Origin of the sequence: Phaeobacter sp. CECT 5382, assembly GCF_001457775.1 — a bacterium.
GTDB lineage: Bacteria > Pseudomonadota > Alphaproteobacteria > Rhodobacterales > Rhodobacteraceae > Pseudophaeobacter.
Window position 1 is genome coordinate 1 of the sequence record NZ_CYSG01000022.1, and the last position, 13,443, is coordinate 13,443.

Below are 13,443 nucleotides of genomic sequence, written 5' to 3' on the forward strand. Positions count from 1 at the left end.
ATTCCGTCCGGGGAAAGGGGAAGTCCCCTCAGAAACCGATTTGTGCAACAAAGCCTGGTCTTGTCGTCATATGAGATGATCTCAACAGGGCGCCGTGCCCCATCCACCATGAGGCCACCGCGATCATTGACCTGCTTGGACCACAGTTCGATATTTGGAATGTGAGTCACAGCATCGCCACCGGCCAAAGGCCCGGTCAGATGCGACACCACACCGATTTTGATCGGATCAGCGGCTACAGCGGTTGTCGCCATTAATGCGGTCAGCCCCAAAGCTGCACCGGAGCCCAACACCAGCGAACGGCGAATTTTGTCAAAGGTCATAACGTTTCCTCCCATTTCCTTTGGTTTGTCGTCTCGGTCTCTACTGCGCGGGTCACCCACCGCAGTTCAGTAAACTCGTGAATTGCCCAACGCCCACCAAACCGGCCATAACCGCTCGATTTTACGCCCCCAAAAGGCGCGTGTGGCGAGTCGTTTACAGTGCTACGATTGATATGGCAGATGCCGCTTTGGACTTGCGCAGCCAGTTTTTCAGCGCGTTCAATGTTTTGACTGAACACGGAACAGGCCAGACCATACTCGCTGTCATTGGCAACGGTTATGGCCTCAAGATCATTGGCAACGCGGGTGATTGATAGGATCGGGCCAAAGACCTCTTCGTTGTAGATGCGCATGTCGGTCTCGACGTCATCCAGCAATGTAGGCTCGACATATGCCTCGCGAAGTTTCCCACCTCCAACAAGCTTGGCCCCCTTTGAAACCGCGTCACTGATCATCCCGGAGAGGCGCTCGGCCGCAGCCAAACTAATAACCGGCCCAATATCCGTTTCCGGTTTGCGAGGGTCCCCAAGAACCAGAGTTCTGCGACCTGCCTCGATCCGCTCGATCAGTGCATCCGCAACAGAATGTGAAACAATCAATCGTTCTGTCGACATGCAGATCTGACCCTGGTTACGAAAGGCCCCCTTCAGGGCCATGTCCGCCGCGAGATCTATGTCCGCGTCATCCAGTACGACCATTGTAGATTGGCCACCCAGTTCCAGAAGGGGACGCTTCAGGTGTTTTGCACACAGCTCTGCGACACGCCGCCCGACCCGTGTCGACCCGGTAAAGTTCACACGTTGCACGACCGGAGATGAAATCAGCGCTTCGACAATTTCCTCACTGTCTTCCGCGCGGGTTTGGACCACCGCAGCAACATCTGCTGGAAGATGCGATGCATCCAGCACCTCAGCGATGAGCCGGAAAGTACGCGGCGCAAACTCGCTTCCCTTGAGTAGAACAGTGTTGCCGCACAGCAAGGGCATTGCGATTGCGCGAAACCCTAAAACGAGGGGCGCGTTCCAAGGCGCGATACCAAGGCAAACACCGCAGGGCACCCTTACCGCTTTGCTCTCGATATTCGGAGCGCTTTCGATGCGTTCAACATGGTTAACGTCATCGGCGTAAGAGGCCGTATGACGCAGAATTTCACTCGCAAACCGGACATTGCTTTCTGCCCACTCGATCGGTGTGCCGATTTCTTCGGTCATAGCCGAAATGAACGCGTCACGTCGTTGTTCGAGTTGAACAGCAATATCAAGAAGATTATCTGCACGGTCGGTTGCAGAACGTGCTGACCATGCGGGAAATGCAGCGGCTGCCCGAGCAGCAGCTGCCAGACCGGAGGACCGATCATGAGCAGCCTCAATGCTTACAACCTGACCACTTACGGGACTGATGCTTTCAATAACCAAGCCACTTTGAACAAGCGGCACTGCTGACGTGATCGCCATATCCCCCCCCTTGAGCCGAAACCCGGCTCCTCCTGCACTCAACAATAACTCTTGCATATTTGCATGAAATGCTAATTTTTGGGCATTCATTGTTAAATTCTGGGAGGTTTTGACGTGAAACAGTCCTACGCAGTCATCCAAGCGGAGCAAGTCGCATTACACAGCCGTACAATACGGTCACGTTTCCCAGATAGGTTTTCCAACCTCATGTTTCTGGAGCAGGGCCATTTGACTTCCGGCGAAGCAGAAATTGTTACCGTCGGTCCAGCTCTTTGTTTTTGGCCACAAAACCAACATCAAACTCTGAGCCTGAATGCAGGGTCCCGCGCTGTTATTCTGGGTTTGAGTGACACGATTGTTCTCGATGCGATCGGCGCCCGCTCCGAATCGGTGCACCTAAGAATGCTCGTTGAACAGACGTTTGCCGCTCCGCTGCCCCATGACACAGACATCGACCAGATTCGCACACTTTTCACTTGGTTTGCTGCAGAGCAGGCGAAGGAAGAAGGGCAGTCACCCATGACTCTCGCGGCCTATTTGCGTCTTATGCTCATCTGCGCGCTAAGGGCCCACCAACCCGAACCCATCGCAAAAGGTGCAGAGAAAACGAGTATTCTGCGACGGTTTCGACATCTGGTCGAACTACAATATCGAGATCACTGGCCGGTCTCCCGCTATGCGACAGAATTGGGAATAGACTACGATCGGCTGCACCGAACCTGCAAAAGAAAAACTGGCCGTAGCCCCGCCGAACTTGTTCATGAGCGACTGACAGCAGAGGCCAAGGCCCGCCTTGAAAACTCTGGCTCCCCTCTGAAAAAGATCGCCGCTGATCTGGGCTTTGCGGACGCCACACGGTTTTCACACTTCTTCAAACGCCGCACCGACATGTCTCCGGGAGCATATCGTGCGATTGTTTCACGGCCAGACGGAGAAGACCTTGTTGAACTAAGACGTGGATTCTCTGACTGGCCATAATGGCCACTCCACTCACCTGGAAATTGAAAAGCATTAACAAGTGAAAGCATCACAAGTCTAAAAGGAAATCCTTCTCATTGAGCGACACTTCCATACTTCTCCGGCTGTCCGCTGCGATAAAGTCGATTTTACAGTTACTATCCCATGACCTGAGCCCCAAGTTCCCACCAGCTTTACGCGGAGTCCTTGGGGTTAAATCTTTGGCGTTAGGCCGCCATCTTGTCCATCGCTTTTCTCTGTAAAAATTCCATGGGTGTCAGGTTGCCCAAGGCTGAATGTGGTCTGCGCCAGTTGTAATCCTCCTGCCATTCTTCGAGCGTTTCGCGCGCATCGCCTAAGGTGCCAAACAGTGTTTCGTTGAGGCATTCATCCCGCAGTTTACCGTTGAAGCTTTCAATGAAACCGTTCTGCTGGGGCTTTCCAGGCGCAATGTAGTGCCAATCGATACCTGTATCCTGAACCCACTTCAGAATTGCCATGCTGGTGAACTCTGTGCCGCTATCAGAAACGATTGTCTTTGGCATGCCTCGCTCAGCGATCACGCGGTCCAGTTCACGCGCAACCCGTTGGCCCGACAAGGATGTATCTGCGACCAGCACCAAGCTCTCGCGGCTGAAGTCGTCAACAACCGCAAGAATGCGAAAGCGGCGGCCATCCGTCAGCGCATCGGACACGAAATCCAAACTCCAGCGCTGGTTTGGGCCGTCTGGCAACACCATCGCTTCCTCGTGCCCAATGCGCACTTCCTGCCGCCCCTACGGCGCACCTGAAGCCTCTCTTCGGTATAAATGCGTCTGACCTTCTTGTGGTTCACGACAAAACCCTCCCGCGCAATCATCACGTGGACACGACGACAACCAAACCGTCGTCTCTCCCGCGAAACCCGTTTGATAGCATCGCGCAGATCAGCATCATCGCCACGGCGCGACAGATACCGCACCGATGACCGGTCCACTTGCAACACATGGCACGCCCGTCGTTGACTGACCTGATGTCGCGCCATCAGATGCATCACCGCTTTCCGCTTCGCTACGGGCGTCACCACTTTTTGAATTGATGTCTCGCAGCATGGCGTTGTCCAACATCTGTTCTGCCAGCAGCTTCTTCAACTTGCCGTTCTCATCTTCAAGCGCACGCAGTCGCTTCGCATCCGACGGTTCCATGCCACCATACTTCGATTTGTATTTGTAGAACGTCGCTGAGCTGATCCCGTGCCGCCGATATACATCAGCAGTCTTCTCACCAGATTCCTGTTCCTTGATCATCGCAATGATCTGCTCATCCGTGAATCGTGCCTTCATTTGTCCGTCCTTCTGTTGGGCGGACTCTACACAAATTTGGAGGAGTTTTAGGGGCTCAGGTCAGAATGATTGCAAGTCGAGAACCGCCGCCATTTGCAATCACGTCTGCAAACTAGGAAAAGGACCGGCGAGGCTGTTGATACTACCGCCCGACTCACTGATTTTTCAGTTTGTGCCTTCGATACTGTCACGGAGTGCGTGAAGCTCTTCGTGCTGATATACTTGGGTAGTTCCACTTGTGCTGATCTGCACATTCGTAGCAGACGCGATAACGTTTAGTCGAATGTCTCCAATTTCAAATCGCCAATGGATATTGTTGGGTTCGGCCAACTCAAGTCGCCATTTGACGGGAGCTGTGTTGTCCGGTGTCTGCTCGAGCCAAAGCGCTAAGGCTTCTGCCAGGTGGAAGCGCCTGTTGAGTGCTGCTATCTCCTCTCCGACAGAGTTGGCGACCTTACCTAATTTGCGGGTTCTACGGACCACTTTTTGGCGAGCTAGGCGCTTGAAGGCCCGCTCCGTGCGCCGTTTCGGGTCAATGAAATAGAACAGCCGGGAGACGAGCCCGCTAGGGGGAGAGGGAAAGTTGATTCCGTTTTCAAGCACAGCATCTGGGTCGCCTGTGGCCTCAAAGACCGACAGGCTATCTTTGCCCAGCTCAACAACATAGGCATGATCACCTCGTGTCGTTGCCAACACGCCGGCGCGTTCCGGGCGGCGAGTTTTGGCAGCACCAGTGCGCAGAAACTCCGCAGCTGGCAGATGCGCGCCTTCAGCGAATAGACTGAGGGCCGCACAGGTTGCGGGTTTGGGTAGAGCCTGCGCCAGGTCGGTCAATTGTGCGGCAATGCGCTGAACCCGTGCAACAGGATCAGCAGTGACGGCGGCCTTTACCTCGGCCTCAAACGTGTCATCAGAGACGATCTTCACGGGGCTGACCGCAAGCAAGAGTCGAAGTTCTTCAATCTCTGAAACGATTGCGGGAAAACGCACATATCCCTCATCGTAGCTGCACATGTGCAGGAATGCTTGTGCATGCGTCTTTGGCAAAGTGTTCACACGGGCGAGCCAAGTTTCTTCGTCCACTGTATCGGCCTCGTACAAAGCAGTGTCAAAGAGTCTGAGATCAGGCGAGACATATGGAGTGAAGCCTTTCTGCAATAACGCTTCTTTTGGGTTTTTCGCCATCCAAGCCTGTACATCGCGCATGATACTCAGGGTTTCGGGCATCTCGTAGCGTTCGGCAGCCTCCATCGCCCAGTCGAGAAAACGCGACGGGTCACCGTCATAGAAATTGCGCGCATTGCCCATGAACTGGCTATGGCCACCGTTGCGAACATTGCCGAGGTAATAGCCGAGTAAAAACGCAGCGCGAAGATCAGAATTTATTCGATCCCATGAAACACCGCCCCCTAGCAGAATGTGCATTTGCTTATTCAGATAGTATGAGGGAAGAGTTGCACCTGCTTGTGCGGCAGGGGGCAGGAAGAAGGGAAATGTGTCGGTCGAGCGGCTCTGTGATGCTGGCAATTGAATTATTCCGATAAATCGATCTTCGAACCTCTATCTACATCAGCAAGACTTAGCTTGGGAAGCAGACATTAGTGCATTCTGCAGCAGCGATCAAAGTGGGCTCGCTACCGACATTGAGGGCAAATGCCGCGTTTGACAGCTTGAATGTCCGGTTCCGGGAAGTCGAGGCGCGATTTGTGCTAGTGCAGCAACGAGAACAAACCTCGCTTCGCACCGGTCACTTTGGGCTGCGAGCTGCCGTTGACGTGTTTTCTTCGACGACAGGCCTGAGCCGTTCTAGATGGCCGATGGAGACTTTTCCCGAGGCGTTCCAAAGTTTGACTTCTTCACTTCCAAGACATTGGCTTGCCTGAATGGTCACCAATCTTAGATCGCATGGGTGTGAACGTCATCATCCCCAAGCCATCCTTTGGGACACTTTTTTCGCGCCGGAGATTTGAAAATCCCGTAAGAAAGCTCCGCAACCTACGGGCGTGCGTCAGGAAAGTATATTTTAATATCAATACATTGAGATAAGATTAGTCAGAAAACCTTCTTCACTATGAACCCAGGGTCGCCCACCACGCTTGTGTTACACGCATTTGGGAACCAGCAATGATTCTGCGGTAAGTTCCTTTCTTGGTGCGTTTATTCTGCTCGTAGCCTCCTACAACAAAGCCCGCAACAAAACCCGTAACAATCCAAGGCAATTTTCTCCACAACCAAATGATTTAAATAGGTATTTACGTCAAGGTTTAATCCCTTTGTCTCCGCCACCTGCCCGGTGTCGAAACACATTTACCAAAGACACTCAGCTACAGACATCGCCCCGAGCGACCGAAAACTTCGCCAGCGAAGGCAGTTGTTCCCGCTTTGGTATGCTCACACATCTCACCGGTTAGAAAGCGACGGTTACGCTGCTTTCACGGCATGATTTTGCTGGCAGGATCGGGGAGCTAGAGAAAAGGGACGGCTTCCGCTAAAGGCTAAGGAAGGAGTGCCAAACGTTTCAAGAAAAGGGACTTCACCCCACCTGCCTCTACACCCATACAAACCGAAATCTCACCCCGGCAGCTTGGGCCGGCTATGAGGGTTGCCCCAAGCGCCTCCCCTTCACAGGCGACTTTGACCGCCACTTTGCGCCTGTCAAAAAGCTGCGGATGACTGCAGGCGATGACTGCAGCCGGATCATGAAGGGAACAGCCGTCAAATTTCCCCACGGTCTCGTAAAACGCCAGATAGAACTCCGACATCTTCTGCAGCACCCCTCCCAGCTCGGGGGATTGAGCAGCGATAGCGCCAAAATCCGCCTTGGTGCAGAGTATGCGATGCGTGACATCCAGGCCCACCATCTCGACCTTGCCGCCAGCGGCAAAGACGACATCCGCCGCATGTGGATCATGATAGATATTTGCCTCGGCATGAGCCGTGATATTGCCCCCTTCCTCTAGAGAGCCGCCCATGATGACAATGCGTTTGACGTTTTTGACAAAATCAGGATCTCGCTGAATGGCCAGGGCAATGTTGGTCAGGGGCCCGATCGGGCAAAGCACCAGCTCGCCCCTGTGTTCGCGCGCCATGCGGATCAGAAAATCAGCGGCATCTTCCTCAATGGCGTTGCCACGCGGGGTCTGCGCCGGGATATCGCCGAAGCCTTCGTCACCATGAACATAGGCCGAAGGCGCAAAGGGAGCCAGGATCAGAGGCGCCTCTGCCCCACGGGCAACCGGCAGGTCAAGTTCGGCCATTTCAAGCAAGCGCAGGGCATTGCGGGTAGCGATCTCGGTGGTGACATTGCCAAAAATCGTGGTCAGGCCCAACAGCTCGATGTCCGGTGCTGCCGCGGCATAAAAAATCGCCATGGCATCATCGATACCGGGATCTGTGTCGATAATCAGCTTGATCATAAAGGTCTCCACTAGGTCTTTTCCGTCAGGGCTATACCAATATCTGGGCTGCACCAATAGATGCCCCTGGCAAGGCCCTGACCCAGACACAATTTCATCGCGACCAGCAAGGAAAAACGCCCAGGCAGTATCACTGCCCGGGCGTTTTTCTGTCTGGCAACGTGGTGACTGCCGATCAGGTGTTGAACAGGAAATGCATCACATCACCATCCTGAACGATGTAGGACTTGCCTTCGGCGCGCATCTTACCGCTTTCTTTGGCGCCTTGTTCGCCATTGCTGGCGATATAGTCGTCATAGGCGATGGTTTCAGCCCGAATGAAGCCCTTCTCAAAGTCCCCATGAATGACGCCCGCCGCCTGCGGAGCCGAGGTGCCCTGACGAATGGTCCAGGCACGAGCTTCCTTGGGGCCTACGGTGAAATAGGTTTCCAGGTGCAGCAGCTCATAGCCCGCTCGGATCAAGCGATCGAGACCGGCCTCTTCGAGCCCCATTTCCTCGAGGAACATCTGGGCTTCATCGGCTTCGAGCTGGCTGATCTCTTCTTCGATCTGTGCTGAAATGATCACATGTGCGTTGCCCTGCGCGGCTGCCATTTCTGCAACTTTTCCAGAGTGTTCATTTCCGTCGACAGATTCCGATTCGCCAACGTTGCAGACATAAAGCACCGGCTTGGTGCTCAGCAGTTGCAGCATTTTCCAGGCTTTGGCATCCTCTTCGTCGACCTCAACAAGCCGCGCGGGTTTGCCTTCTTCGAGCATCGCCTGTGCTTCAGCCAGCAATCGGTCCTGCTGCTGGGCGTCTTTGTCGTTGCCCTTGATCTTGCGCACCAGTCCGGCGCGGCGCTTTTCGATGCTTTCCAGATCGGCAAGCATCAACTCTGTTTCGATGGTTTCGGCATCTGCAACGGGATCAACGCGCCCATCCACATGGGTCACGTCACCGTCTTCGAAACAGCGCAAAACATGAGCGATTGCATCGGTTTCGCGGATGTTCGCCAGGAACTGATTGCCCAGGCCCTCGCCTTTGGACGCGCCTTTGACGAGGCCTGCAATATCCACAAAGGTCATCCGGGTCGGGATGATCTGTTTGGAGCCCGCAATCGCTGCCAGCTTGTCCAGACGCGCATCCGGAACACCGACTTCACCCACGTTGGGTTCAATCGTACAGAACGGGAAATTCGCCGCCTGTGCCGATGCGGTTTTGGTCAATGCGTTGAACAAGGTCGACTTGCCGACATTCGGCAGGCCCACAATTCCCATTTTAAAGCCCATATCGGCCTCCTGATGCCACTTGGGAGTGGCTTCTAGGCAGCATTGGCGCAAGGCGCAAGCTGAACTGCACGACCTCTCTGTCCTGTGCGCCTTGAAAAAATTCGAAAATCAGGTCACGTTAGGTCGCAATTTCGTGTGCAACCATTTATTTTGACACACACTATCCCATTTCTCCGTGACACCAATGTTTTGCCTGAGGTTTGCATGAAACGTTTTACTCTTATCTGCGCTGCTGTTGCAGGCTTCGCCGCTCCTGCTTTAGGGCAGGAAATTGTCCTTGGGGCTGGCTATACAGACTACTCCCGCGCAGGCTCCGAAGATGGGGTGCTTTTGTCACTGGAATATATCCACAGTCCCTTTTTTGAGAAAAACCGGTTTTCAGCCCGATTTGGCGGTGCGCTGGAAGTGGTGGAAACCGGAGACGCGTTCATCGGCGGTGGCATCAGCGGTAACTGGGATCTGAACCGCAACTGGTTCATCGAAGCCAGTGTCATGCCCGGAGCCTTCTTTGAGGGGCCGACGCTGAACGACCTTGGCTCCTCTTTTGAGATCCGCAGCCAGCTTGCGGTCGGTAAGCGGTTTGACAATGGCAAGGCGCTGTCCCTCGCCATTAGTCACAAATCCAATGCCTCGACCGCGGATACCAACCCCGGCGTCAATACCCTGTCGCTGCGCTGGCATATGCCGATCGGGAACTGAGTTTCGGGCCATTCGCAAACAGGTCGGGATTGATTTCCCCCGGATCTTTCGGCACACCGGAGCTGTAAGTTGCAAGAGGCCCGATCATGACCCGCATTGACGCAAAATTCGCCGAACTCAAAGCCGCCGGAAAAAAGGCCTTTGTGTCCTATGTTATGGCGGGAGATCCGAACTATGACAGCTCATTGGAGCTGGTAAAGGGCCTGCCCGGTGCCGGTGTTGATATCATCGAACTGGGCCTGCCCTTTACCGACCCGATGGCTGATGGTCCCACCATTCAGCTGGCCGGCCAGCGTGCCCTTGATGGCGGCATGACTTTGGAGAAAACGCTGCAACTGGCCAGCGAATTCCGCCAGACTGACGACAGCACTCCGATCGTTTTGATGGGGTATTACAACCCGATCTACAATCGCGGCGTCGACAAATTTCTGGTGGATGCCAAGGCCGCTGGCATCGATGGGCTAATCGTTGTGGATCTGCCTCCGGAAGAAGACGACGAGCTGTGCATCCCCGCGCAAAAGGCTGGCCTGAACTTCATCCGCCTGGCGACCCCGACCACAGATGACGCACGCCTTCCCAAGGTGCTGCAGAACACATCGGGTTTTGTCTACTACGTGTCGATCACCGGCATCACCGGGTCAGCCGAGGCCGAAAGCGCTGATGTCGCGCCCGAAGTTGCCCGGATCAAGGCAGCCACCGATATTCCGGTGATCGTCGGTTTCGGGATCAACACGCCGGAAAAGGCCCAGAACATTGCCGCGATCTCGGATGGGGCGGTTGTTGGCAGCGCCATTGTCAGCCAAATGGCTGCCGGAAAGTCAGTAAACGAGGTTCTCGCTTTCGTGAAAACCCTGTCAGATGGTGCCCACCGGGCCTAAAATTTACCCCAACGCGGCAAATCTACTATCGCAAGGCCCTTGGAGAAGACACCTTCAGGGGCCTTTTTCAGACGGGTGTCCGGCTGTTGATAGCGCTGGTGTTTGCAGCAGGCATCCGCTGGCAGACAAGTCCCCTGCCGCAGCCAAAACCTCTCCCATCGCCTGAATCAGATCCGTCCGGCGAAAGGGTTTTGCCACATGGGCCATCATCCCCTTCGCCAAATAGGCTGCGACCTGGTGGTGCATCGCATTGGCTGACACCGCAATGACCGGCACAGGCACCAAGCCCCGCCTCTGCTCTTCGGTCCGGATCACCGCAGTGGCGGATAAACCGTCAAGAACCGGCATATTCACATCCATCAAAATCAGGTCAAAACCTGTTTGGCGCCAGTGGTGAATGGCCTCCTCACCAGTTTCAACAAAAGTGATATCCAGATCAAGTGGGCGTAGAAAATGCCGTATTACCAGTTGGTTTGTCCGACTGTCCTCGGCCACGAGAATGCGCCAACGGCGCTGCGAAAGAACCGCTTCATAGCTGCTCGCTCTGGTATCCACAGGGGGCTTTGCAGGTTCTTTGGGGGCTTCGGCTCGCGGCACGTCCAAAGACACGGTGAACGTGCTACCTTGGCCTGCCGCACTGACAAACCGGATATCGCCCGCCATTTGTTGGCAAATTTGCTGCGACACCACCAGCCCCAGACCTGTGCCCCCGTGACTGCGCGCAATACTGGCATCCGCCTGCGAGAAGGGTTGGAACAGCCGGGCCTGCTGCGCCTCGGCGATGCCCCGGCCAGTATCAGCGATGCTGAATTCAAGGTGTAGCCGACCCAGCGGCAACGCTTCGGCTTTGGCCGACAGTGTAATTCCACCCGTTTCTGTGAACTTCAGCGCATTGGACATAAGGTTGCCCAACACCTGCCGAAGCCGTGTTGGATCCAGCTGCGCCCAAAGCGTGTCCTGAGCCAACAACTTTGTAGGCAGATAAGCAAACGACAGACCTTTTTCCCGTATCGCCACTTCGAATTGTTGGCATACAGCAGCCAGAACCCCGTCGACCGGACTTGGCAAAAACTCGAGCTCCAGCTTTCCGGCCTCGACCTTGGCAAGGTCCAGAATGTCATTGATGATCGTGAGTAACATGTCCCCGCTGGAGAGAATGACCTCCAGGGCTTCTGTCTGTTCCTGTGATGTCTCGCTCTCTGCCAGACAACTCGCCATACCCAGAATCCCGTTCAAAGGCGTTCTGATTTCGTGGCTCATGACCGCCAGAAAGTTGGATTTGGCCAGACTGGCAGCTTCGGCCTCAAGTTTTGCCCGTTCAAGATCCCGAGTTCTTTCGCGAACAACCGCATCCAGTGTCTGTGCGTGTTTATTCAGAGCCTCATTGGCCTGCACCAACTCCCTGCATTTAACTTCCAACAGATTTTCAGCTTCTTGGCGAGCGGCCTGTTCACGGGCGTAGCGGCGGCGCGAAACCCGATCCGTCGCAGATGGCACTGTCGGTTCTTTTTGTTCCTGGCACATGGGCTACGATACCCGCTCGATCAAAAACTCGACCATCTCCGGCTCCTTTTCAGGATAATCCGTCAAGGAGATCACCGCCTTCTCTGCAAACTGCGCAAGACAGGCCCCGATCAGGGTCAGCAGTTCCTCGCTGGGGTACGTCCCGCCTCTGGTATAGGTTCCGCCACTGGGCAAATCCGCCGCATCGATAATCTCGTCAATCTCGTCTTCGCTCAACACCGTCTCGGCCATTTCAAGCAACTCAGTAAAAACCAAACCCTTCACCACATGCCTCCAATCAACACTCCAATCTCATTTTGATACCACATTTTCTCACTGATGGCATTTGCAACGAAAATCATCGGCAAAAGCCACGATTGCACCGCGGAGTAAAAATTGGTAAGGAAACTTGACCACGCTAGGGCCGCATTAGGGCAAGGAGGCATTCAGTGCCGGTAATTACCAATATCCAGGACCTCAAACGCATCTACGAGCGGCGCGTGCCGCGGATGTTCTTTGACTACGCAGAAAGCGGCAGCTGGACAGAACAGACCTTTCGCGAAAACACCTCTGATTTTGAAAAAATCCGCCTGCGCCAGCGCGTCGCCGTGGATATGTCCGGGCGCACCACCAGCGGCAAAATGATCGGCGAAGACGTCGCCATGCCCGTGGCGCTGGCCCCTGTCGGCCTCACCGGAATGCAGCACGCAGATGGTGAAATCAAAGCCGCCAAGGCAGCTGAAGACTTTGGCGTCCCCTTTACACTTTCGACCATGTCGATCAACTCGATCGAAGATGTTGCCGAGGCCACGACCAAACCGTTCTGGTTTCAGCTCTATACCATGAACGACGAAGACTATGTGCGCCGTCTGATCCAGCGGGCCAAAGATGCCAAATGCTCTGCTTTGGTGATCACGCTGGATCTGCAAATTCTCGGTCAGCGCCACAAGGATCTGAAAAACGGCCTGTCCGCCCCGCCGAAACTGACGCCCAAAACCATTGCCAATCTGATGACAAAATGGGCCTGGGGCATTGAAATGTTGGGAGCTAAGCGGCGTGAGTTTGGCAATATTGTCGGCCATGTCGAAGGCATCTCGGACGCCTCGTCGCTTGGGGCCTGGACATCGGAACAGTTCGATCTCTCGCTGGATTGGGGCAAGATCGCTAAGCTGAAAGAGATGTGGGGCGGCAAGGTGATCCTCAAGGGAATTCTTGACGCCGAAGACGCCAAAATGGCTGTCAAAGTTGGTGCTGACGCCATTGTTGTGTCCAACCACGGCGGCCGCCAGCTAGACGGGGCACTCAGCTCGATCCGGATGCTGCCACAAATCATGGACGCGGTCGGCGGTGAGGTCGAGGTGATCCTGGATAGCGGTATTCGCTCTGGTCAGGACGTGCTCAAATCCCTGGCTCTGGGCGCATCCGGCACCATGATCGGTCGTGCCTTTGTCTATGGTCTTGGAGCCATGGGGCAAAAGGGCGTAACCACCGCGCTGGAAGTGATACACAAGGAGCTGGACACCACCATGGCCCTGTGTGGAGAACGCAAGGTCAGCGATCTGGGGCGTCACAACCTGCTGATCCCCCAAAATTTTGAAGGCGAGTGGCAGGACTAGGC

General features: G+C 54.8%; 10 protein-coding genes and 2 pseudogenes. 4 read left to right on the top strand and 8 right to left on the bottom strand.

The window, feature by feature from the left end; genetic code table 11:
* A pseudogene (locus PH5382_RS16950) lies at nucleotides 1-323 on the bottom strand (hypothetical protein); the annotation flags it as partial.
* Nucleotides 320-1,918 carry an aldehyde dehydrogenase family protein gene (locus tag PH5382_RS16955; RefSeq protein ID WP_231751919.1) on the bottom strand — a complete coding sequence of 533 codons (1,599 nt, stop codon included), beginning with the start codon at nucleotides 1,916-1,918 and terminating at the stop codon, nucleotides 320-322. The gene PH5382_RS16955 and the pseudogene PH5382_RS16950, both read right to left, overlap by 4 nt.
* Nucleotides 1,919-1,984: 66 nt before the next feature.
* Between PH5382_RS16955 and PH5382_RS16960 the strand changes: the two genes are divergently transcribed.
* The gene (locus PH5382_RS16960; RefSeq protein ID WP_058335587.1) at nucleotides 1,985-2,755 is read left to right on the top strand and encodes an AraC family transcriptional regulator; all 771 of its coding nucleotides are present in this window, start codon (nucleotides 1,985-1,987) and stop codon (nucleotides 2,753-2,755) included.
* Between the two features lie 206 nt (nucleotides 2,756-2,961).
* Here the strand turns inward: PH5382_RS16960 and PH5382_RS16965 are convergent.
* The 4 genes and pseudogenes from PH5382_RS16965 to ychF form a co-directional block, all read right to left on the bottom strand.
* Nucleotides 2,962-4,056: pseudogene (locus PH5382_RS16965) on the bottom strand (IS3 family transposase).
* 165 nt (nucleotides 4,057-4,221) lie between these two features.
* Entirely contained in the window at nucleotides 4,222-5,583 is a 1,362-nt protein-coding gene (locus PH5382_RS16975) for a DMP19 family protein (RefSeq protein WP_231751920.1), read from the bottom strand.
* Between the two features lie 968 nt (nucleotides 5,584-6,551).
* A complete protein-coding gene (locus tag PH5382_RS16980; protein WP_058335589.1) occupies nucleotides 6,552-7,472 on the bottom strand; it encodes a nucleoside hydrolase in 921 nt (306 codons plus the stop codon).
* Between the two features lie 175 nt (nucleotides 7,473-7,647).
* Nucleotides 7,648-8,745, bottom strand: a complete 1,098-nt coding sequence (gene ychF, locus PH5382_RS16985) for a redox-regulated ATPase YchF (RefSeq protein ID WP_058335590.1) — start codon at nucleotides 8,743-8,745, stop codon at nucleotides 7,648-7,650.
* A gap of 204 nt (nucleotides 8,746-8,949) precedes the next feature.
* On the opposite strand from ychF, the gene PH5382_RS16990 reads away from it, so the two are divergent.
* Both PH5382_RS16990 and trpA read left to right on the top strand, forming a co-directional pair.
* Entirely contained in the window at nucleotides 8,950-9,444 is a 495-nt protein-coding gene (locus PH5382_RS16990) for an acyloxyacyl hydrolase (RefSeq protein ID WP_058335591.1), read from the top strand.
* An 86-nt stretch (nucleotides 9,445-9,530) separates the two neighbouring features.
* A complete protein-coding gene (gene trpA, locus PH5382_RS16995) occupies nucleotides 9,531-10,322 on the top strand; it encodes a tryptophan synthase subunit alpha (RefSeq protein WP_058335592.1) in 792 nt (263 codons plus the stop codon).
* A 54-nt stretch (nucleotides 10,323-10,376) separates the two neighbouring features.
* Here the strand turns inward: trpA and PH5382_RS17000 are convergent, their stop codons facing one another.
* Both PH5382_RS17000 and PH5382_RS17005 read right to left on the bottom strand, forming a co-directional pair.
* Nucleotides 10,377-11,846: an ATP-binding protein gene (locus PH5382_RS17000; protein WP_058335593.1), complete on the bottom strand. Its 1,470-nt coding sequence runs from the start codon at nucleotides 11,844-11,846 to the stop codon at nucleotides 10,377-10,379.
* 3 nt (nucleotides 11,847-11,849) lie between these two features.
* Nucleotides 11,850-12,110, bottom strand: a complete 261-nt coding sequence (locus PH5382_RS17005) for a heme NO-binding domain-containing protein (protein ID WP_058335594.1) — start codon at nucleotides 12,108-12,110, stop codon at nucleotides 11,850-11,852.
* Between the two features lie 164 nt (nucleotides 12,111-12,274).
* Here PH5382_RS17005 and PH5382_RS17010 point away from each other — a divergent pair, with 164 nt between their 5' ends.
* Nucleotides 12,275-13,441 carry an alpha-hydroxy acid oxidase gene (locus tag PH5382_RS17010; protein WP_058335595.1) on the top strand — a complete coding sequence of 389 codons (1,167 nt, stop codon included), beginning with the start codon at nucleotides 12,275-12,277 and terminating at the stop codon, nucleotides 13,439-13,441.
* Nucleotides 13,442-13,443: the final 2 nt, after the last annotated feature.

Excerpts from the sequence above, each read along its gene's own strand:
- PH5382_RS16960 (WP_058335587.1), top strand. The coding sequence starts at position 1,985 with ATGTTTCTGGAGCAGGGCCATTTGACTTCCGGCGAAGCAGAAATTGTT.
- PH5382_RS16980 (WP_058335589.1), bottom strand. The coding sequence starts at position 7,472 with ATGATCAAGCTGATTATCGACACAGATCCCGGTATCGATGATGCCATG.
- ychF (WP_058335590.1), bottom strand. The coding sequence starts at position 8,745 with ATGGGCTTTAAAATGGGAATTGTGGGCCTGCCGAATGTCGGCAAGTCG.
- PH5382_RS16990 (WP_058335591.1), top strand. The coding sequence starts at position 8,950 with ATGAAACGTTTTACTCTTATCTGCGCTGCTGTTGCAGGCTTCGCCGCT.
- trpA (WP_058335592.1), top strand. The coding sequence starts at position 9,531 with ATGACCCGCATTGACGCAAAATTCGCCGAACTCAAAGCCGCCGGAAAA.
- PH5382_RS17000 (WP_058335593.1), bottom strand. The coding sequence starts at position 11,846 with ATGTGCCAGGAACAAAAAGAACCGACAGTGCCATCTGCGACGGATCGG.